This is a genomic window from uncultured Bacteroides sp. (genome assembly GCF_937912035.1).
Taxonomy (GTDB): Bacteria; Bacteroidota; Bacteroidia; order Bacteroidales; family Bacteroidaceae; genus Phocaeicola.
On sequence record NZ_CALDPF010000047.1, the window covers coordinates 18,566 to 39,194 of the forward strand.

The following is a 20,629-nucleotide window of genomic DNA, read 5'->3' on the forward strand; positions in this document are numbered from 1 at the left end:
GGAGGTATAAAAAATTTAGTTAAACATATAAACTACCTTATGCGTCAATATTGGCATAAGTAGCATTCTTTTCTATGAACTCGCGTCGTGGGGCTACATCATCACCCATAAGCATAGAGAAGATATAGTCCGCTTCAGCGGCATTTTCTATCTGTACTTGTTTCAAGATACGTGTTTCAGGGTTCATTGTTGTTTCCCAAAGCTGTTCTGGGTTCATTTCACCCAAACCTTTGTATCTCTGAGTGTGTATTCCCTGTTCGCTACCGTCACCGTATTTCTGAATGAATGCCTGTCTTGCATCTTCTGTGTAGCAATACTCGCTGATCTTACCTTTTGTACATTTGTACAATGGAGGAGTAGCGATATACAAGTGACCTTCCTGAATGATTTCAGGCATATATCTGTAGAACAGAGTCATGATAAGTGTGTCGATGTGAGAACCATCGACATCGGCATCGGTCATGATTATCACCTTATGGTAACGGAGTTTTTCGATGTTCGCTTTCTTGCTGTCTTCTTCCTCTACACCGAAACGGATTCCAAGTGCCTGGATGATATTGTTTACTTCGTCACTCTCGAATGCCTTGTGCCACATAGCCTTCTCTACGTTCAGGATTTTTCCTCGCAGAGGAAGGATAGCCTGGAACTGTCTGCTTCGTCCCTGTTTTGCAGAACCACCTGCAGAGTCACCCTCGACGAGGAACAATTCGCATTCTTCAGCTACACGGCTTGAACAGTCTGCCAGTTTTCCCGGAAGTCCGCCGCCGCCCATAGGGCTCTTGCGCTGTACAGACTCGCGTGCCTTTCTAGCTGCGATACGTGCTGTTGCTGCAAGTACCACCTTGTCAACAATGACTTTTGCTTCTTTAGGATGTTCTTCAAGATAGTTTGAAAGAGCTTCACCTACAGCCTGCTGTACGGCACCGCTTACTTCGCTGTTTCCAAGTTTTGTCTTTGTCTGACCTTCGAACTGAGGTTCTGCAACCTTTACAGAGATTACAGCAATAAGACCTTCGCGGAAGTCCTCACCTGAGATTTCAACTTTTGCTTTTTCCAGCGCTTTGCTTTCTTCAGCGTATTTCTTCAATACGCGAGTAAGTGCAGCACGGAAACCACCTTCGTGAGTTCCACCTTCTATGGTGTTGATGTTGTTTACGTATGAATGCAGGTTTTCGCGGAAACCTGTGTTATACATAATTGCACACTCAATAGGAACACCCTGTTTTTCAGTGTTCAGATAGATTACATCATCAAAAAGTGGGGTGTTTGTAGAGTTGAGGAAACGTACGAATTCCTTTACACCTTCGTCCGAGTGGAATACTTCGCTCTTGTAGCTACCGTCTTCTTCAATCTCTCGTTTGTCAGTAAGAGTGATTGTGATACCTTTGTTCAGATATGCCAATTCTCTAAGACGAGCTTGAAGAATGTTATACTTATATTCGGTTACGGTGAATATTGAAGCATCCGGCCAAAATGTTTGTCGGGTACCTCTGAGTTCTGTAGTTCCTATTTCTTTTACAGGATAGAGTGGTTTACCGCATTCGTATTCCTGCTGATAAACCTTTCCGTTACGGAATACGTTAGTAGTCATGTGAGTTGAAAGTGCGTTCACACACGATACACCCACACCATGCAAACCTCCGGAAACCTTATATGAACCTTTGTCGAATTTACCTCCGGCGTGCAACACTGTCATAACGACTTCAAGAGCCGATTTTTTCTCTTTTTCATGGAAATCGACAGGGATACCACGTCCGTTGTCCTGAACGGTGATTGAATTATCTTCGTTTATAGTTACTTCTATATGTGTACAATATCCGGCGAGCGCTTCGTCGATAGAGTTATCTACAACTTCATATACGAGGTGATGCAAACCTTTTTCGCTGATGTCGCCGATATACATAGCGGGACGTTTACGTACGGCTTCAAGTCCTTCAAGTACCTGGATACTGCTTGCCGAGTAGTTGCTTCCGCTGTTTGGTGTCAGTTCTTCACTCATGTTTTTAAATAGTTTATTTAATCGTTCAAAGTTACGAAAAATATGTGTAATAACCTTTTCAAATAGCCAAAAAAAAGGTGAAAATCAGCATGTTTTTTGATTCTCACCTTGCTTTCAGATACGAAGTGTATAAACGACAAAAGGCTAGGTAAAAACCTAGCCTTAATATCTTTTTAAGGTACCAAAATTAAGCAATCTTAGCGATGTGTGCAGCTAATTTTGACTTCAAGTTAGCAGCCTTGTTCTTGTGGATAATGTTAACCTTAGCCAATTTATCCAACATTTTCTGTACTTTTGGATACAATGCTACTGCTTCAGCTTTGTCTGTTGTAGCACGAAGTTTTCTTACAGCATTACGCATAGTTTTAGCATAATATCTGTTGTGAAGTCTTCTTTTTTCTTCCTGTCTAATTCTTTTGATAGATGATTTGTGATTTGCCATCTCGACTAATCTTTAATATTGTTCGTTATACTGTTTATTTGTAGCCCGTGGGGGAATCGAACCCCCCTTTCAAGAATGAAAATCTTGCGTCCTAACCGATAGACGAACGGGCCATCCTATTTCGGATTTTCCGATGTTGTCGAGGTTATTATTTCTCGATTGCGGATGCAAAGGTATGAAGTTTTTTCAAAATACCAAAACTTCTGTATTATTTTTTTTCCTAAAGAGGTAAGAAAAAGTATTTTATTGTTGCTAAATATAGTTTGTATTTGTTTCGAGATGAATTTAAGTATATTAAGTAATGTTCTGGTCTATCCTTTTCTTACGGTTTTTAGTACGAATTCGGCAAATTCTGTTGCGGATTTTTTTCTGTAGTTTCCTTTGGGCCAAAACAGATAGGCCTGTGAGTTGAGTATTTCGGCCGATAATATAGGTATAGCCTTAAGGTCGGGTTCATCTTTTATTGCTGCTCGGGTAAGTATTGTTCCCCAGTTTCCTTTTCTTATCAGGTGGATTATAGTCTGTACGTCGTTTATTTCCATTACAGTGTTTAGTGTAATGTTGTTTTTACAGCATATTTCGTCTGTTTTCATACGTGTGGCGAATCCTACAGCTGGCAGAACCAATTCTATATTCTGAATCTTTTTCAGAGATATTGAAGAGAGTTGGGACATGGGGTGTGATTCATGGACAATGAAATACAGTTTCGATGAGAAAAGTTTAATTTTCTCATAGTCTTCATCAATTTCTTCCGGCTCAAATGACAGTACACAATCCACATGCTTGTTCTCAAGGAGCTTTATCTGTTCTTTTGATGTGCCGAAATTTATAATGACCTTTATTCCGGGATAAGCTTTTTTGAATTCGGTAATAGAACATCTTAACAGATGACTCAGACTGTAGGTTACACCGATATTGAGTGTTCCTGTCATAATTCCTTTCAAGTCTTTTATAATCTGTTTTCCGTTTTCTGCCTCAAGTATGGAATTTCTGGCAAAAGGCAGAAAGGCAAGTCCGGCTTCTGTCGGTATGATTCTTTTGCCTATTCTGTCGAAAAGCAGAACGTTGAGTTCGTCCTCCAGTTGCTTGATTTGTTGCGACAGAGTACTTTGCGATATATGAAGCATTCTGGATGCTTCAGAGAAGTTTTTAAGTTCGCATGCCTTTTCGAAATACTTTAGTTGTCTTAGTTCCATTTGTGCTATATCGTTTTTATCAATAACTGTTATCGGAAAATAGAATTTTACAAATATAGCGAAATATCTTTTGCATATTTATATTTGTTACAAATTTTAAATACGTATGAAAACTTTATTGATTATTATGTTTATGAGTGTCTGTGGATTTGTTTCTGCCCAGACAGATTTGAGTATTGTAGATGACGGTTTACGCTTTTGCGAAAGTACATTACCTTATAATAATGGTATTCTTATTGCCAATTTCGGAACAGAGGAACTTAATCCTTTGAACGATGAAGGTAAAGGATATATAATGTATTATAAAGATGGAAAAGCAGAGAAGTTTATAGCTTCTGATGGTAACCTGTCTGCTCCAAAAGGAATGCTGGCACAAGGCGACAGACTCTTTGTGTGTGATGTAAACAAGATTGTTGTTTATAATTTAATGGATAAGTCGGCTAAGCCTGTAATTATCAGATTGCCGGAAGGTCATCTGTTTGTAAACGATCTTGTGACATACGGAAAATACCTGTACGCTTCAGTTACAAATTCAGACCGTATATTCAGAATTGATATCAGTGGAAATAAAGGCTATAATCCTGAAGAATGGTTAGAGGTACCTGGTCCTAACGGTTTGCTAATCAATAACGGCAATATGTATGTGGCATCTTATCCTGCCGACGGAAATACAACAGGAAAGAATGTTATCTATAAGATAGACGATATCGCAAATCCTAAACTTGAGAAGTTTGTTGATATTGCCGGACAGTATGACGGTATTGCCACATCTACAGACGGAGACTATATCTATATTACAAACTGGGCTCCAGCTTCATTAAGTAAAGTCAGCCTTTCCGACCGCTCTGTTACTCCTGTAAATATCAGTCTTGATAATCCGTTGATTGGTCCGGCAGATATTTCAGTCAAAGAAGGATATATTTATATACCCGATTTGCCAAACAGCAGAGTCGTAATAGTTAAGGAATAACGATTATGAAAGCAACGGTTTTATATTATAGCCATACTGGCCGGACGGCAGCATATGCCAGAGAGATTGCAATGTATCTGTGGTCAAAAGGACTTGATGTCAGTCTATCCTCAATTTCAGATTTCGACAAGCAGAGATTGTTGAAATCAGACATTGTGTTATCGGGGTGTTGGACTTGCGGCTGGTTTGTTATAGGACAGCATCCGCATCGAAAGTGGATTGACTTCAGCAAGTCTGTTGCAGATTTTATTGAAGAACGTAAGGTCATGTTTTTTACTACTTACAAGATAAGGACCGGAAGTATGCACCGCAGGATGAGAAAGGCTATGAATATGACCGGAAAGGGAGTAAGCGATTTCCTGAAATCGAAGACAGCACGTTTGACAGACGAAGACAAAACTAAACTGGATACTTTTATACAAAGTAACATGTTTACTAAATAATTTAAGGAGGTATTTATGGAAACAAAAAAACTGACAACAGCCCAGGGGGCACCGGTAGCCGACAATCAGAATGTGGCTACAGCCGGAAAAAGAGGACCTATGCTTTTACAGGATGTATGGTTTCTTGAAAAGCTTGCACATTTTGACAGAGAGGTAATTCCTGAAAGACGTATGCATGCCAAAGGTTCGGGCGCTTTCGGAAAATTCACCGTTACTAACGATATTACTAAATACACTAAAGCTGCCATCTTCTCTGAAGTAGGAAAGGAAACAGAATTGTTTGTTCGTTTCTCTACAGTGGCAGGCGAACGTGGAGCAGCCGATGCGGAACGCGACATCAGAGGTTTCGCCATAAAGTTCTATACAGAGGAAGGTAACTGGGATCTCGTGGGGAACAATACTCCGGTATTCTTCTTGCGCGATCCGCTTAAATTCCCTGATTTGAACCATGCAGTGAAACGTGACCCTCGCACAAACATGCGTAGTCCTAAGAATAATTGGGATTTCTGGACACTGCTTCCCGAAGCACTACATCAGGTTACAATCACAATGAGTGACAGAGGTATTCCGTATTCATACAGACACATGCACGGATATGGAAGCCATACATTCTCGTTTATCAATGCCGAAGGCGTGCGCACATGGGTGAAATTTCACCTTCACACCATGCAGGGTATCAAGAACCTGACAGATCAAGAGGCAGAGGCCATCATAGCAAAAGACCGTGAAAGCCATCAGCGTGATTTATACGAAAGTATTGAGAAGGGTGACTTCCCGAAATGGAAGATGTTCGTACAGCTTATGACAGAGGAACAGGCAAGAAACTGTCCTTACAATCCGTTCGACTTGACCAAGGTGTGGTCGCAGAAAGAATATCCGTTGATAGAGGTAGGTATTATGGAGCTTAACCGTAATCCTGAAAACTATTTTGCCGATGTGGAACAGGCAGCCTTTAATCCGGCAAATGTAGTTCCCGGCATCAGCTTTTCGCCTGACCGTATGCTTCAGGGACGTCTGTTCTCATACGGAGATACACAGCGTTACCGACTCGGTGTGAATCATCATCAGATACCTGTAAACCGCAGTCGTTGTCCGTTCCTCAATATGTATCACCGCGACGGACAGATGCGTGTGGATGGCAATCACGGTTCTACTATCGGCTACGAGCCAAACAGCTTCGGCGAATGGATGAACCAGACAGAATATAAGGAGCCGCCTTTGGAACTTGACGGTGCGGCATATCAGTGGAATTACCGTGAGGACGACACTGATTATTATTCACAGCCGAGAGCCCTCTTCCGCCTGATGACACCGGAACAGCAGCAGGTATTGTTTGAAAATACTGCCCGTGCTATGGGTGATATACCTGTAGAAATCAAGCGCAGACATATCAATAACTGTATGAAAGCCGATGAGGCTTACGGTCGTGGAGTGGCAAAAGCACTTGGACTGGAAATTGATTGATTTTTTATGATATATTCTTTAACTTTGCACTGTTATGTTGCAGAGATATCAAGGAATAGTATTATGTTCATTCAAGTATAATGACACAAAGAACATCGCCCATATCTTCACACGTGAGAATGGGCGAATGTCTTTTCTTATACCTGTGTCGCGATCGAAGAAAAAAGGTGCGATGAGTCTTTTGTTTCAGCCTTTTGCAATGGTTGAAATTGATGCAGAAGTCCGCCCGCGAGCTTCGTTGCATCCTGTACGTGAAGCCAGATTGTGGCATGTCCTGAGTTCACTTCCATATGATCCATATAAATCGGGAATAGCAATGTTCCTGTCAGAATTCCTTTTCCGTGCCTTGAAAGAAGAGGGTAGGGATGAAGCTCTTTTCTCGTATTTGGCAGGTTCGATAATGTGGCTTGATGCCTGCGAAAAAAGTTTTTCTAATTTTCATCTCGTGTTTCTTATCCGTCTGTCAAGGTTTCTCGGACTCTATCCCAATACTGAGGATTACGCAGAAGGTGCTTATTTCGACCTTATGAATGCATGTTTTACTATAGAGAAACCTTTTCATGGAATGTTCCTTCATCCTGAGGAATCGGCACGTATAGTCAACCTGATGCGTATGAAGTACGACAATATGCATCTGTTTGCCATGAACCGTATGGAGAGAAACAGATGTCTGGATATTATAAACGAATATTACCGGTTGCATCTGCCGGATTTTCCGGAACTGAAGTCTTTGTCCGTATTACAGGAACTGTTTATATAATAATACCCGTTGGCAGAGTTAAATTATAGTTCTTTCTGCCAACGGGTATAAAGTTTTCGTATTTGTAATCTCTTTTATATGCCGACAGTAGTCGGCATTAGAAAACTTATTTATAGCTTATCCATTTAATCATCTCTTTTAAAGAAGGCTTCTTTCCGTACATCAGGATTCCCACTCTGTAAATCTTTCCTGCAAGCCATATCAGTGTGAAAGCAGATATATATAGAATTATCAGAGAAACAGTTGTCTGCCATACAGGAGCGTCGAGAGATACACGTACCATTGAGACCACCGGAGATGTGAAAGGAATCATTGAGCACCACACGGCTAACGGGCCATCGGCATTTTCCGCACTGTATATAGCTGCATATAGTGCAAAAATAAGAAGGAACACTATTGGAGTCATAAACTGCTGTGAGTCTTCAGCCTCATTGATAGATGCGCCTATCGCAGCAAATATAGAAGCATAAACCAGATATCCGCCTATGAAGTTCAGTACGAAGATACCACCAAGTGCAGGCAGGTTAAGGTTGTTGATAGATGCAAGTATAGCATTTGCTTCTGTAGGTTCCGGCATCGGTGTTGAAGTTGCAGCCATCATTGCATCAGGATTTGACATTGCTGATACTCCGAACATTAATCCGGCAGCAGTAAGTATTATAACAAGCATTACTCCCCAAATGGCAAGCTGCAATATTCCTACAAGTCCGATTCCTATGATTTTACCTATCATCAGCTGGAATGGGCGTACAGACGAAATCATAAGTTCTACTATACGGTTGGTCTTCTCTTCCATTACGCTTTGCATTACCATACCTCCGTATGACATAACGAACATATAGATGAGGAATGTCAGTATCATACCTGCTGCTACGGCTACTCCTGCATTTGATTCGCTCTCGCTGCCGTCGTCGCTCCACTTGATTGTACGTATGCTATAGGTCTGTTCGAAATCGTTCATAATCCTCTGCAACTGAGGAATGTTATAGTTTGTCAGTTTGTCGTGACGAATTTGTTCGTTTATGGCATTGTTAACTATGCGCGACAGTCCCTGTGGGATTTCCTTGCGGGAATATATAGCTGCCGCATCAGGATTTTCTATTAGGTCTGCTGTGATTTCTATAACTGCGCTGTAGGCTGTTGTATCCGAGCGGAACTCATCTTTCATTTCTGTCTCAGGGAAGAATAAATATGATTCGTCGTTGGCCATCATTGGGAAATATTTTCCAGTATGGTCTATCACAGCAATGTTTTTCTGTTCGTCGCTCTTTACCATCGAAAGCATCAGTGGTACGAATATCAATGCTGCGAATATGAACGGCATCAGAACAGTCAGTATGATAAATGATTTTTTGCTCACGCGGTTCATGAACTCGCGGTGAATTATAATGAATGTTTTGTTCATAATTAAAAGCGATAGAGGGTTAATGTTACGGTTTGCTGTTCTCTACAGTTCTGATGAAGATTTCGTTCATTGAAGGCAGGCATTCTGCGAATGAAGTTATTTCATTTCCTTCAGCGATGCTTGCCAGTAGTTTTGAGTTACTCAAGTCGCTGTTCTTCTTGATTGTGAATATATGTTCTCCACCTTTAACTTCGGACGAAAGAATTTCAAACATGCTGTTAGCTGACAACTCTTCTCCTATATGTAATCCCAGTCTGTAAGTATTGGTTTTGAATTGAGAACGTACTTCGTTCACTTCTCCCTGCAGGACTACTTGAGAGTGGTTTATCAGTGCTATGTTGTCGCATATCTCTTCTACAGACGACATGTTGTGAGTAGAGAAAATAATGGTGTGTCCCTGATTTTTCAACTCCAGTATCTCTCTCTTCAGAAGTTCTGCGTTTACAGGGTCAAAACCAGAGAACGGTTCGTCAAAAATAAGCAGTTGTGGTTTGTGGAGTACAGTGATTACGAACTGTACTTTCTGCTGCATACCCTTTGAGAGCTCTTCGAGTTTTTTATCCCACCATTGTGTAATCTCGAATTTGTCAAACCATTCTTTCAGACGTTTTGTGGCTTCACGTTTGTCCAATCCTTTCAGTTGTGCAAGGTAGATTGCTTGTTCACCTACCTTCATTTTTTTGTACAGTCCTCTTTCTTCGGGAAGATAACCGATTTTGTATATATCGTCAGGTTGCGATAAATGTCCGTCGAAGTAAACCTCACCAGAATCTGGTGCGGTAATACGATTGATGATTCTTATCAGTGTGGTTTTTCCGGCTCCGTTAGGTCCTAGCAGTCCGAAGACTTTTCCCTTAGGAACATTAATGCTTACACCATTAAGTGCCGTGTGGTTGGCATAACTTTTTACAATGTTATGCGCCTCCAAAAAGTATTCGCTCATAAACGTTTGATTTTAAGTTGTAAAAATAACGGTATATAAATTATGCATTTATCCTTGTTATTGTCATAATCTATATACCGTTTCTCTTGTATTGTTTTTTATACCTTTATGTCATGATTGTTAACCCAAAAGCTCTTTCACTTTGGCTGATATAGCCCGTCCTTCAGCGAGACCTGCAAGCTCTTTCGAAGCAACTCCCATGACCTTGCCCATATCTTTGCCGTCTTTTGCTCCTGTACGCTCTATTATCTCTTTAAGTTTAGCTTCCAGTTCTTCTGCTGAAAGTTGTTTCGGGAGATAAGTTTCGATTACTTTTACCTGTGCCATTTCAGCTTCTGCAAGATCTGTGCGGCCCTGTCCTTCATATACAGCTGCTGAATCTTTTCCTTGTTTTACTAGTTTCTGCATAATTTTCAGTGCTGCATCGTCTGTCAGTGTATCGTTAGCTCCCGGAGCTGTTTTTGCTTCAAGGAAGAATTTTTTCACATTACGCAAAGTCTCAAGTTTAACTTTGTCTTTAGCCTTCATGGCTTCCTTGATATCGTTGCTGATCTGTTCGAATAAATCCATAATATATGAGTTTTTAAGTTTATAAGTATTTTATCTTTATTGGTATTAAAAGAAGCTTATGACAGTGTTTTCTGAATTGTTGGATTCCGGACCATGTGATGGTGTTTCCTGCATTGCAGCTTTAGACTGTATGCTTTCAAGTTCACTCTTTGTTCTCTTATAGGCTGGTATTGTTTCAACCATGCTTATAATATCATCGTTGTCAAGATCTTCCTGGCTGAATACATATAAGTGATGTCTTCTTTTCCTGTTAGTTCTTACGATATTCGCTCCGTAGTAGTTGCTTCGGCGGTCTTCCTTCTTCTGTCTGATTTCTTCCTGTTCTGCTAGACGTTCCTCTTCTTCTTTGGTATGTTTCTGTATTACATTATCCATTCCCGGAACATCCGAAATACCGAAACCTGTGGCAAGGATAGTAAACTTGATTTTCGATTCAAGAGAGCTGTCCTCATAAAGACCCCATTTTGTTTCGAAGTCTTTTCCGAATTTGCTCATGAAGTCGTGGATTTCATCCATCTCGTTCATCATAAGTTCGCTTGTCGGACTATATGTAATGACGAAAAGTACCTTCTTTGAATTGAAAATGTCGTTGTTGTTCAGTAATGGTGAGTTCAAAGCGTCGTTGATAGCCTTTGAAACCCTACCTTCACCTTCGCCATAACCTGTACTCATGATAGCCACACCGCCATCCTTAAGTACAGTCTTCACATCGTTGAAGTCAAGGTTTATCTTACCTCTCAATGTTATTATCTCTGCTATACTCTTGGCTGCAACAGACAGAGTGTCGTCAGCTTTTCCAAAGGCGTTCATCACGCTGATGTCCGAATATACATCACGAAGCCTTTCGTTGTTGATAACCAGAAGTGCATCGACATGTTTGCTCATTTCTTCCACACCGTCAAGAGCCTGGTCAATTTTCTTGTTTCCTTCAAAAAGGAATGGAATGGTAACGATACCTACGGTAAGGATGTCCATATCCTTGGCTGCCTTGGCGATGATAGGTGCTGCTCCTGTTCCTGTTCCACCACCCATACCGGCAGTGATGAAAGCCATGCGGCATCCGTCGTTGAGCATATCTTTTACCTGTTCGATACTTTCCTCGGCTGCTGCTCTTGCTCTTTCCGGACGGTTACCAGCCCCCAGACCTTCGCTACCTAATTGTAGCTTTATAGGAACAGGTGATTCGTCCAATGCCTGATTGTCTGTATTACACACTACGAAGTTTACGTCGTGTATACCTTCTCTGTACATGTGGTTTACGGCATTTCCTCCACCTCCACCTACTCCTATGACTTTTATTATATGCTGTACGTCTTTCGGAAAATCGAAAGGCATTGTTGTTTCATCTGACATATCTTTGAGTATTTAATTTAAAATTTTTATTTTATTCCGTCGAAAAACTCTTCTGATGCTTTACTCATCCCTTGCTTTATTCTGTCGAAGATACTTCTTTTCTTGTTTTTCTGCGTCTTTATAATTTTTTCTTCTAAATCTTCGATAATCATGTTACATTCCGGAATGTTATATTTTCTAGCAACGTCAAGTTTCTCTTTTGCAGTTTTGTATTTTTCCTTGTCTATCAACTCTACGGCTTCTTCCAAAAGTTTGTCACATTCGTCTTTTCTTTGTTTTTCTTTCTGCTTCTCAGCCTGAAGCTGTGCTTCCTTAATGGCTTTCACTCTTTCTGCTTCATCCAAAAGTCTTTTGGCTTCTTTTTCCAAAGAATCTATTTCACGAACCTTTGATTCTACATTCATTTCTTTGGCCTTGGCAAGGACTTCCAGAGCTTCTGTATAACTCCTGCTCAATATCAGTTGTGAGGCCTCAATGACCAGTTTGTGGCATTCTTTTGTATTATCTACGACCTCAACGGTTGCAGTTTCTTCTTCTTTATGTATTTCTACATTTGTATTGTCATTGTGTGTATTGTCTTCAGTGTCTTGAGGTTTGGGCTCATCGTTGAAATCAAACTGGTGCCCTTTTTTAGGATCTACCCTACAGCAATTTTCCTCGCCTGATAACAGAATTCCTACAAGCGTGTTCGATTTTCCATTTTTAGGGAGATTGGTATGTCCTGTGAGGTTTATTTCGCCTGTATGTGCCACTCTAACTTTCTCAATCTTTGTGATGTTTGTTATGGCTTTGTCGATGTTTGGCATATTGGAACCTCCTCCAGTAACTACAATACCTGCCATAAGTCCGTCACTGTAGTTGGACAATTTTATCTGATTGAATACGTTTGTTATTATTTCATTAACTCGAGCCTCTACAATATCTTCCAAAGTTCTTGACATTATTGAACATTTACCGTCTATTGCGAATTCTGTATCTTGAACTTCTTCACCTTCTTTATATTCTGTGTATGCAGATGCGTATCTTAGCTTTATCAGTTCGGCATCATCTTCCTCTATCTGCTTGCTACATATATCTTTAGTGATATTATTTCCTCCCAAAGGAATAACACATACATGGCGGAGTATATTATTTTTATATATAGCAACAGTTGTAGTGTCTGCACCTAAATCAATTAGGGCACATCCAGATCTTTTTTCATTTGTAGTAAGTACTGTGTCAGCGGTTGCCATAGGAGAAATGGTGAATCCTGCAATTTCATAGCCTGTATGTGAAAGGCACTGTCTGATATTTTGTTTTACCGAAGGTCGTGCGATTATATTCAGATAGTTTCCTTCTATGCTACTTGCTGTAGTTCCTACAGGTTCTGTCAGAAGATTGTTTCCTATTTTATACTCTTGAGGTTCAACTGCTAGAATTTCATAATCCAAGAGTGGAGTTTCCATATTGGCTTCCATCATACTGTCAATGATGGCTTGTGATATTCTTGTATCATCACCCAGTTGTCTGGCTTCAGTATTTCTTATGCTTCTAAGTGATAATCCTCCTACACCAATATATACTTTCTTTATCCCTGCCTGAAGTTTTGTTTCCAGGTCTTTGATTATGGAAGTCAGTTTCTGTGTAGTTTTATCCAGATTGTAGATAACTCCTTTTTTAATACAGTCGTCCGACTTTTCTGAAGAATATGCCAATATATTAATGCTGCCGTCAGCATTTTTTTTGCCGGCAATACCTGAAATATCAGTCGAACCTAATTCTATTGCTACTATGAAATCTGTTGCTGCCATTGTTCTTACTCCTTTTTTGTGCAAATTATCTGGTTATTGAATTCTACGCTTATGCGTTCATATTTGTTCCATCCCACTTTATTCAACCCCTCTGTGTAGAAAGCTTTAAGCTTTCTGAATTTTGTTTCATACGATTCTGGCTTTCCAATGAAGAGGATGTGATTGCCAACTCTTGGAACAAGCTCTATCTCCTGTTTAGGTGTTACATTGATTTGTTCAATCTGTGCATTCCAGAACTTGTCAGACTGGAGGAAACGTGCTAGTTCAAAAAGCTTGTCTTGTGCAAATTTTCTGTCAATATATCCTGTGGCTACAGCTACATGTACTGGCTTGCCACTGGCTTTCATTGCTTTTCCTTCATTGTCTATATAGTAATTGTCGCCATTACTACTCATCACTCTTAAGAGTGGAATTCTTTGGTACAGGTCTATTTTAACTTTTCCACCTGCTGTAATATAACACTCGGCATCTTTTATAAATGGATTCTTTTCTAGAATAATTTCCATTTTCCGTGTGTTTATGTCTTTTTGTTTTACGTCAACAGGCAGTTGCTTTTCACGTTTTAGTGAGCTCTCTATGTCATGAAGTGTTATGAACCCGTAGTCAATATCGTCCATTATTTCCAATTCCATACCCTTGCAAGTCCGTTCAGACGGTTTTGCATTAAATAAAGTGATTGCCAAAACCAGATAAATGGAGGTGACAATCAATGCTATGAGTATGAGAATTCTTTTTATCATCTATTTTTCAGTATGTTATATATTTGTGGAACCATATTGTCAATATCTCCGGCACCAAGTGTAATAAGTACTTCTATTTCCATTTTGGCTATAATGTCAGTCAGCTCTTCTTTTTTACACATAATGGCCGATGCTTTGTTCTCCAAACAGTCGAATATCAACTTGCTGGTAACACCATTAATAGGAAGTTCTCTTGCCGGATAAATATCAAGAAGGATTACTTCATCTGCCAGCGAAAGGCTTGCCGCAAATTCCTTATAAAAATCTCTTGTTCTAGTGTAAAGGTGTGGCTGGAATACGACAGTTACCTTTTTACTTGGATAAAGAGCTTTTATAGATGAGATGCTTTGTTTTATTTCAGCGGGATGATGAGCGTAATCACTCAAGAACACCATATTTTCATCCTTTATCTTGAAGTCGAATCGTCTGTCAACTCCACCGAACGTTGGCATCGCCTTTTTTATCTCTTCAGCAGTAACTCCGGCAATTTGCGCCAAAGCTATTGCTGCTACACCATTTTCTATGTTTACATACACAGGTACTCCTAACTGGATATTCTCGATATTGCCTAACGGAGATATATAGTCGAAAATTATTTCTCCATTACCTATTCTGATATTTTCAGCTCTGAAATCTCCTTCACCAATACCGTATGAGAAAACCTTTACTCCTTCTTTTACGCGTGGAGAAAGTTCAATACCATTCTTTACTATCAAATATCCGTCAGGTGTAATCAGGGAAGTGTATTTATTGAAACTTTCCAAATATGCTTCGCGTGTTCCGTAAATATCAAGATGGTCAGAGTCTACAGCTGTTACTACAGTGGCAAATGGTGTCAGCCAGTGGAATGACCTGTCAAACTCATCTGCCTCTATCACTACGTACTCGCTGGTATCGGAAAGCAACAGGTTTGTCTTATAGTTCTTTGATATACCTCCCAAGAAAGCGTTACATCCTACGTGTGATTGGTGTAGCAGGTGTGCAGTCATGGTTGATGTTGTGGTCTTTCCGTGTGTACCAGCCACGCACAACCCTTTTTCTGTATGTGTAATCATTCCCAGTACTTGTGCGCGTTTCAATATTTCGAATCCATTTTCTTTAAAAAATATCAGTTCTTTGTGTTCTTTAGGAATAGCAGGTGTAAAGATTATCAGGGTAGAATCTTTACATTTGCATTCTTCAGGTATAAGTTCAATATTTTCTTCGTAGTGTATATCGGCACCTTCTTTAATCAATTTCTCGGTAAGTTCGCTGGGGGTACGGTCATATCCTCCCACTTTCTTGCCTTTCGACAAAAAATAACGTACTAGTGCGCTCATTCCTATACCACCCGCACCTATGAAATAAACTGATTTTATAGAATTAATGTTCATGTTCGTCCTTATATTTTTCTGCCAGTTTGCATACTTCAGCCGCAATGTTAGCTGCGGAGTCTTGGAATGCAAGCTTCTTTATATTTGTACTGAGTGACTTCAATTTATCCTTGTCGGCAACTAACGAAACTGCTGCATCGATGAGTTTCTCGTCGGCTTCTGAGTCCTTGATGTATACTGCAGCATCCTTGTCTACGAGTGCCATGGCATTCTTGGTTTGATGATCTTCTGCCACATTAGGTGAAGGTACAAGAATAACCGGCTTACCTAAGAGGCAGAATTCTGATATGGAACCGGCACCTGCGCGACTCACTACCAGGTCGGCAGCTGTATATGCCGCATTCATATCAGATATGAAGTCTGTAGTATGTATCATCCTCGGACTGCCAGCTTCGTTATAGCATTTTCTTGCTTCTTCAATATAGAATTTACCTGTTTGCCATATAAACTGTACCCCCGATTGCTTTATTTCGCTCATAGCATGCATAACACAGTTGTTGAGTGTTCTTGCTCCAAGGCTACCTCCGATTATCAGTATCGTTTTCTTTGTTGGGTCTAGTCCGAATGACTTAATAGCTTCCTCTTTTGAAAGCTTGTTGTCTAATAACCCTTGCCTGACAGGGTTACCAGTCATTATGATTTTATTCTTGTCAAAGAATCTTTCCATTCCAGGGTATGCCACACAAATTTTTTCGGCTTTGGCAGCCAACAGTTTGTTTGTAACTCCTGCGTATGAATTTTGTTCCTGAATTAGTGTAGGTATTCCCATTGCACCTGCCATTTTAAGGGTTGGTCCACTGGCATATCCACCTACACCTACAGCTGCATGTGGGTTGAAGTCTTTGATAATCTTACGTGCTATCATTTGGCTTCTTATTAATTTTACTATTACAGCAAAATTATTAAACAGGTTCTTTCTGTCGAATCCAGCTACAGGCAAACCTATTATTTTGTATCCTGCTGCCGGAACTCTTTGCATTTCCATTCTGCCTTCAGCACCTACAAAAAGAATTTCCGCATCAGGTCTTGCTTCTTTTATGGCGTTAGCAATGGAAAGGGCAGGAAAAATATGACCTCCTGTTCCACCACCACTTATTATTATACGTAGATTATCTTTCATATCTCTTTAGCTGTTTGTAAAATGAAGATTAAATCTTCAATACTTAATTTTTTATCTTATTTTTCGCAAAGTTATCAATAAACTTCAAATAAAAACATAATAAGAAGAAATTAATATGTTTATATTGTTATAATACAATTTTTTAAATCATTTCCTTATTGTTTGTCCAGCGAGTCTTTTTCTGCTAGTTCTAATGCTGCATTTTTGAGAATAGAAACAGCTGCATCATTTATTTGTGCCTCTTTAAGTGATTCTTCTTCCTCTTTTTTTGCCTGCAAATCGTATACATGTCGGCTTATGCTTAATATTATACCTATGTATATGGAATTGATCAGGATTGATGTACCTCCTTTACTGATTAGTGGTAATGGCTGACCTGTAACAGGAATTATTCCTACTGCAACAAGCATATTGAACATAGCTTGTATCGACAGTAGAACACCAATTCCTATAATCAGTAATGCATAATATGATTCGTCGCACCCTCGTGCAATTTTTCCTATTCTAAGCAAAAGAACAATATATAATAATGCGACGAAAGCACCTCCTACAAGTCCTAACTCTTCTATTATTATTGCATATATGAAGTCTGAAAAAGCTTGTGAAAGAAAGTCTCTCTGAACGCTGTTTCCTGGCCCTTTACCAAGTATGTTACTCGTTGCTATGGCTATATTGGCATGGGCAACCTGTGCATCATTATCTATATCAAACTTGGCAGCAGGTACCTGTGCCTGATTGAAGTGGTTATCCAGACGGCTTTTCCATGTAGTAAGTCGGTGTAGTCCTATAGCATCCCAAGCTTTGTCTGGAACGAATTTTATAGATCCGATCATTAATATACCCCCTAAAGCACATATACCAAACAGTTTACCTAATTGTTTCATTGGAACACGTCCAATGAACATCATGATAAATACAGTAGCACACAATAATGCAGCAGTAGATAGATTTTCTGTGACAATCAACATAACTGTTATACCTGTTGATATAAGTATATATTTAAAAGCTTTTTTGTCTGTACCATCTTCCTGCTGGAATTTTGCCAGAGTTATGGCAACAGAAATAATTAGTGCCATTTTTGCCACTTCAGATGGTTGGAACTGGAAAAAACCCAAGTCAATCCATCTTCTGGCTCCATTGGTCATTGCTCCTTTTATCAGTACAGCTAATAAAAGTCCCCATGATAAAGGTAAGAGCATATTAAGTTTTTTAAACCATCTGCATGGCATTAAATGTGTAAAGAAAACTATGATGGTACCTGCCATGATAAGTGTTATATGAGATGTTATAGGTCTCCAGTGGTCACCAGACTTGAATGTAAGTGTACTTGAAGCACTGAACACCTCTATTATTGATATAAGGCAGAATAGCATGAATATTATCCATACTATCCTGTCGCCCTTGAATAATTTCTTTAGCAAATCCATCTTTATGTCAGATTATAATTTTTTTACGCAGTTCTTGAATTGTTCACCTCTGTCCTCATAGCTTTTGAATAAGTCGAAACTTGCACAACAAGGGCTTAACAATACTGTTTCACCATCTTTTGCCATCTTGTATGCTGCGTTTACGGCGTCTTCCATACTTTGGACATCAGCTATCGGAAGTCCGAAATCATCGAAGAAATCATGTAACTTTTCATTGTGGAGTCCCATAAATATAAGTCCGCTGCATTTTTCTCTAACAAGGTCAGCTATTTCATTGTAATCATTACCTTTGTCCTTACCGCCCAGAATTAAAACAGTTTTTGTTGTCATACTTTGTAGGGCATACCAGCATGAGTTTACGTTAGTGGCTTTAGAATCATTTATATATTCAACTCCTTTAATTCTAGCCACTTTCTCAAGTCTGTGTTCTACTCCCTTAAAATCGTTCAGAGCTTCTCTTATGCACTCTTTTTTTATCCCAGCAATATTTGCTGACAATCCGGCAGCCATTGAGTTGAACAGGTTATGTTTACCTGTTAGTGCCAACTCTTCCTGTTCCATATTAAATGCAATTGGTTCTGTAAAACATATTCTTTTTTCCTGAACGTATGCCACAGTTCCTTCTTCTTTCTTTTCGGCAAAAGGATAATAATGACCGTGTATTCCGTATTTATGTAATTCTCTCTGTATAATTGGATCGTCGTTCCAAAATATGAACGCATCGTTCTCAGTCTGGTTCTGTATGATTCTGAATTTTGCATCTACATAGTTTTGCATCTTATATTCATATCTGTCAAGATGGTCTGGTGTTATATTCATTAAAACCGCTATGTTGGCATGAAAGTCATACATATTGTCAAGTTGGAAGCTACTTAATTCAATTACATAATAGTCGTAGTTGCATTCTGCTACTTGATATGCCAAACTTTGCCCAATGTTTCCTGCAAGTCCTACATTCATACCAGCCTTTTTGAATATATGGTAGATGAGTGATGTAGTAGTAGTTTTACCATTACTTCCTGTAATACATATCATTTTAGCATTTGTGTACCTTCCTGCAAATTCTATTTCTGAAATTATAGGAATGTTCTTTTCCTTGATCTTTAGAATCATAGGTGCATCATTAGGTATTCCGGGGCTTTTGATAACCTCGTCAGCATTGAGTATAAGTTCTTCTGTATGCTTACCTTCTTCCCATTCAATACCTTTACTATCAAGCATGTACTTATACTTGTCCTTAATCATCGACATATCCGAAACGAATGTGTCAAATCCTTGTTTCTTTGCCAGTACGGCAGCTCCCGCTCCGCTTTCACCGGCTCCTAAAATGACAATTCTTTTTGCCATGGTAAACTAGTTTTATCTTATCTTTAAAGTTATTATTGTTATTGCTGCCAGAACTATTGTAACAATCCAGAATCTTACTGTTATTTTTGATTCGTGGAAAACATTGCTTGGTCCAGTAAATATATATGAACAGTTAGGATCAAGCTGTGCCATAGTTGTTCTGAAATGGTCGTGTATAGGTGTGCGTTTGAATATTCTTTGTTTTACACCTCTTTTTTTACCTCTTTGGAAATATTTTACCTGAAGTATTACCGACAAATTCTCAACAAGGAATACTCCACACAATATAGGTATAAGTAATTCTTTGTGTATTGTTATAGCAAAGACTGCTATTATACCTCCTATGGTCAGACTACCTGTATCTCCCATGAAGACCTGGGCAGGAAATGCGTTATACCATAGGAAACCAATCAGCGCACCAATGAATGCACATATAAATATAACAAGTTCTTCACTTCCTGGAATATACATTATATTTAAATATGAGGCATATTCGATGTGACTTGATACGTATGCCAATATACCAAGCGTGACACCTATAATAGCTGAATTACCTGCTGTCATACCGTCCATCCCATCATTCAGGTTGGCTCCGTTTGAAACGGCAGTCACAACGAAAATTGTTATTATGACGAAAACTACCCAGCCTGCGGCTTGAGCATGTTTTCCCATGAATCCTACAAAATCTGCATAGTCGAGATTGTTGTTTTTGAAGAAAGGTATTGTGGTCTTTGTTGATTTTTCATCCTGAGCCTTATGTATCACATCAACTACCTCACCATCTCTTTGAATTTCAACATTCTCACGGATGACGACATTAGGACTCAAATATAATGTAAGACCAACTATAAACCCTAACCCTACCTGACCAATAATCTTAAACTTACCATGTAATCCTTCTTTATCTTTCTTGAAAACCTTTATATAGTCATCAAGGAATCCAAGAGTTCCCAACCATACTGTAGTAATCAGCATTAGTATCATATATACATTGTGCAATTTTCCAAGCAGGAGGCATGGAATAAGTATCGCTACTATTATAATAATACCTCCCATTGTAGGGACCCCTTTTTTGTTTACATTGAAAGGGTCTATCGAAGCATCTCTCTGTGTTTCTGTTATCTGTTTTTTCTTAAGTTCTTTTATAAAGAACTCTCCAAAAATAGCAGAAATCAATAGTGACAGTATAACAGCCATAAGAGCTCTGAAAGATACGTATCCGAACATTCTTGCACCAGGAAAGTCGAACTGCTCCAGATATTTGAATAGATAGTATAACATTTTAGC

Annotated in this window: 18 protein-coding genes and 1 tRNA gene; 4 read left to right on the forward strand and 15 right to left on the reverse strand. The window is 39.3% G+C overall.

Features of this window, described 5'->3' with window-relative positions:
- Positions 1–37: 37 nt before the first annotated feature.
- The 4 genes from gyrB to Q0486_RS13555 all read right to left on the reverse strand — a co-directional run bounded on the left by gyrB (position 38) and on the right by Q0486_RS13555 (position 3,637).
- The gene (gene gyrB / locus Q0486_RS13540; RefSeq protein WP_299234403.1) at positions 38–1,999 is read right to left on the reverse strand and encodes a DNA topoisomerase (ATP-hydrolyzing) subunit B; all 1,962 of its coding nucleotides are present in this window, start codon (positions 1,997–1,999) and stop codon (positions 38–40) included.
- Between the two features lie 187 nt (positions 2,000–2,186).
- On the reverse strand, positions 2,187–2,441 hold the full coding sequence (gene rpsT, locus Q0486_RS13545; RefSeq protein WP_154043419.1) for a 30S ribosomal protein S20: 255 nt from the start codon (positions 2,439–2,441) through the stop codon (positions 2,187–2,189).
- Between the two features lie 41 nt (positions 2,442–2,482).
- Positions 2,483–2,554, reverse strand: a tRNA-Glu gene (locus Q0486_RS13550).
- 198 nt (positions 2,555–2,752) lie between these two features.
- Positions 2,753–3,637, reverse strand: a complete 885-nt coding sequence (locus tag Q0486_RS13555; RefSeq protein WP_299234407.1) for a LysR substrate-binding domain-containing protein — start codon at positions 3,635–3,637, stop codon at positions 2,753–2,755.
- A 106-nt stretch (positions 3,638–3,743) separates the two neighbouring features.
- On the opposite strand from Q0486_RS13555, the gene Q0486_RS13560 reads away from it, so the two are divergent.
- Genes Q0486_RS13560 through recO form a run of 4 tightly spaced genes read left to right on the forward strand, consistent with a single transcriptional unit; the run spans position 3,744 to position 7,274 of the window.
- Positions 3,744–4,607, forward strand: a complete 864-nt coding sequence (locus tag Q0486_RS13560) for a hypothetical protein (protein ID WP_299234410.1) — start codon at positions 3,744–3,746, stop codon at positions 4,605–4,607.
- A 5-nt stretch (positions 4,608–4,612) separates the two neighbouring features.
- The gene (locus Q0486_RS13565; protein ID WP_299234412.1) at positions 4,613–5,050 is read left to right on the forward strand and encodes a flavodoxin domain-containing protein; all 438 of its coding nucleotides are present in this window, start codon (positions 4,613–4,615) and stop codon (positions 5,048–5,050) included.
- A gap of 15 nt (positions 5,051–5,065) precedes the next feature.
- On the forward strand, positions 5,066–6,514 hold the full coding sequence (locus Q0486_RS13570) for a catalase (protein WP_299234414.1): 1,449 nt from the start codon (positions 5,066–5,068) through the stop codon (positions 6,512–6,514).
- A gap of 34 nt (positions 6,515–6,548) precedes the next feature.
- Positions 6,549–7,274, forward strand: coding sequence for a DNA repair protein RecO (gene recO, locus Q0486_RS13575; protein ID WP_204390323.1), 726 nt, complete (start codon positions 6,549–6,551; stop codon positions 7,272–7,274).
- 106 nt (positions 7,275–7,380) lie between these two features.
- On the opposite strand, the gene Q0486_RS13580 is transcribed toward recO, so the two are convergent.
- The 11 genes from Q0486_RS13580 to Q0486_RS13630 all read right to left on the reverse strand — a co-directional run bounded on the left by Q0486_RS13580 (position 7,381) and on the right by Q0486_RS13630 (position 20,623).
- The gene (locus tag Q0486_RS13580) at positions 7,381–8,679 is read right to left on the reverse strand and encodes an ABC transporter permease (protein ID WP_154043413.1); all 1,299 of its coding nucleotides are present in this window, start codon (positions 8,677–8,679) and stop codon (positions 7,381–7,383) included.
- A gap of 25 nt (positions 8,680–8,704) precedes the next feature.
- Positions 8,705–9,622: an ABC transporter ATP-binding protein gene (locus Q0486_RS13585; protein WP_299234418.1), complete on the reverse strand. Its 918-nt coding sequence runs from the start codon at positions 9,620–9,622 to the stop codon at positions 8,705–8,707.
- 120 nt (positions 9,623–9,742) lie between these two features.
- Positions 9,743–10,192, reverse strand: a complete 450-nt coding sequence (locus tag Q0486_RS13590; RefSeq protein WP_299234420.1) for a GatB/YqeY domain-containing protein — start codon at positions 10,190–10,192, stop codon at positions 9,743–9,745.
- Between the two features lie 45 nt (positions 10,193–10,237).
- Positions 10,238–11,545 carry a cell division protein FtsZ gene (ftsZ, locus tag Q0486_RS13595; RefSeq protein WP_299234422.1) on the reverse strand — a complete coding sequence of 436 codons (1,308 nt, stop codon included), beginning with the start codon at positions 11,543–11,545 and terminating at the stop codon, positions 10,238–10,240.
- 26 nt (positions 11,546–11,571) lie between these two features.
- Positions 11,572–13,335: a cell division protein FtsA gene (gene ftsA, locus Q0486_RS13600; RefSeq protein ID WP_299234424.1), complete on the reverse strand. Its 1,764-nt coding sequence runs from the start codon at positions 13,333–13,335 to the stop codon at positions 11,572–11,574.
- 5 nt (positions 13,336–13,340) lie between these two features.
- Entirely contained in the window at positions 13,341–14,075 is a 735-nt protein-coding gene (locus tag Q0486_RS13605) for a cell division protein FtsQ (RefSeq protein ID WP_299234426.1), read from the reverse strand.
- Positions 14,072–15,448 (reverse strand): UDP-N-acetylmuramate--L-alanine ligase, encoded by a 1,377-nt coding sequence (gene murC / locus Q0486_RS13610; protein ID WP_299234428.1) that lies wholly within the window; start codon positions 15,446–15,448, stop codon positions 14,072–14,074. Before murC ends, Q0486_RS13605 begins: the two co-directional genes overlap by 4 nt.
- Positions 15,438–16,568 (reverse strand): undecaprenyldiphospho-muramoylpentapeptide beta-N-acetylglucosaminyltransferase, encoded by a 1,131-nt coding sequence (gene murG, locus Q0486_RS13615; RefSeq protein WP_299234430.1) that lies wholly within the window; start codon positions 16,566–16,568, stop codon positions 15,438–15,440. Before murG ends, murC begins: the two co-directional genes overlap by 11 nt.
- A 155-nt stretch (positions 16,569–16,723) precedes the next feature.
- Positions 16,724–17,995, reverse strand: a complete 1,272-nt coding sequence (locus Q0486_RS13620; RefSeq protein ID WP_299234433.1) for an FtsW/RodA/SpoVE family cell cycle protein — start codon at positions 17,993–17,995, stop codon at positions 16,724–16,726.
- 12 nt (positions 17,996–18,007) lie between these two features.
- Complete coding sequence (gene murD / locus Q0486_RS13625; RefSeq protein ID WP_299234436.1) at positions 18,008–19,342, reverse strand: UDP-N-acetylmuramoyl-L-alanine--D-glutamate ligase; 1,335 nt, start codon at positions 19,340–19,342, stop codon at positions 18,008–18,010.
- A gap of 12 nt (positions 19,343–19,354) precedes the next feature.
- A complete protein-coding gene (locus Q0486_RS13630) occupies positions 19,355–20,623 on the reverse strand; it encodes a phospho-N-acetylmuramoyl-pentapeptide-transferase (protein WP_299234439.1) in 1,269 nt (422 codons plus the stop codon).
- Positions 20,624–20,629: the final 6 nt, after the last annotated feature.

Coding starts and splice junctions, on each gene's coding strand:
- gyrB (WP_299234403.1), bottom strand. CDS start 1,999: ATGAGTGAAGAACTGACACCAAACAGCGGAAGCAACTACTCGGCAAGC.
- rpsT (WP_154043419.1), bottom strand. CDS start 2,441: ATGGCAAATCACAAATCATCTATCAAAAGAATTAGACAGGAAGAAAAA.
- Q0486_RS13555 (WP_299234407.1), bottom strand. CDS start 3,637: ATGGAACTAAGACAACTAAAGTATTTCGAAAAGGCATGCGAACTTAAA.
- Q0486_RS13560 (WP_299234410.1), top strand. CDS start 3,744: ATGAAAACTTTATTGATTATTATGTTTATGAGTGTCTGTGGATTTGTT.
- Q0486_RS13565 (WP_299234412.1), top strand. CDS start 4,613: ATGAAAGCAACGGTTTTATATTATAGCCATACTGGCCGGACGGCAGCA.
- Q0486_RS13570 (WP_299234414.1), top strand. CDS start 5,066: ATGGAAACAAAAAAACTGACAACAGCCCAGGGGGCACCGGTAGCCGAC.
- recO (WP_204390323.1), top strand. CDS start 6,549: ATGTTGCAGAGATATCAAGGAATAGTATTATGTTCATTCAAGTATAAT.
- Q0486_RS13580 (WP_154043413.1), bottom strand. CDS start 8,679: ATGAACAAAACATTCATTATAATTCACCGCGAGTTCATGAACCGCGTG.
- Q0486_RS13585 (WP_299234418.1), bottom strand. CDS start 9,622: ATGAGCGAATACTTTTTGGAGGCGCATAACATTGTAAAAAGTTATGCC.
- Q0486_RS13590 (WP_299234420.1), bottom strand. CDS start 10,192: ATGGATTTATTCGAACAGATCAGCAACGATATCAAGGAAGCCATGAAG.
- ftsZ (WP_299234422.1), bottom strand. CDS start 11,545: ATGTCAGATGAAACAACAATGCCTTTCGATTTTCCGAAAGACGTACAG.
- ftsA (WP_299234424.1), bottom strand. CDS start 13,335: ATGGCAGCAACAGATTTCATAGTAGCAATAGAATTAGGTTCGACTGAT.
- Q0486_RS13605 (WP_299234426.1), bottom strand. CDS start 14,075: ATGATAAAAAGAATTCTCATACTCATAGCATTGATTGTCACCTCCATT.
- murC (WP_299234428.1), bottom strand. CDS start 15,448: ATGAACATTAATTCTATAAAATCAGTTTATTTCATAGGTGCGGGTGGT.
- murG (WP_299234430.1), bottom strand. CDS start 16,568: ATGAAAGATAATCTACGTATAATAATAAGTGGTGGTGGAACAGGAGGT.
- Q0486_RS13620 (WP_299234433.1), bottom strand. CDS start 17,995: ATGGATTTGCTAAAGAAATTATTCAAGGGCGACAGGATAGTATGGATA.
- murD (WP_299234436.1), bottom strand. CDS start 19,342: ATGGCAAAAAGAATTGTCATTTTAGGAGCCGGTGAAAGCGGAGCGGGA.
- Q0486_RS13630 (WP_299234439.1), bottom strand. CDS start 20,623: ATGTTATACTATCTATTCAAATATCTGGAGCAGTTCGACTTTCCTGGT.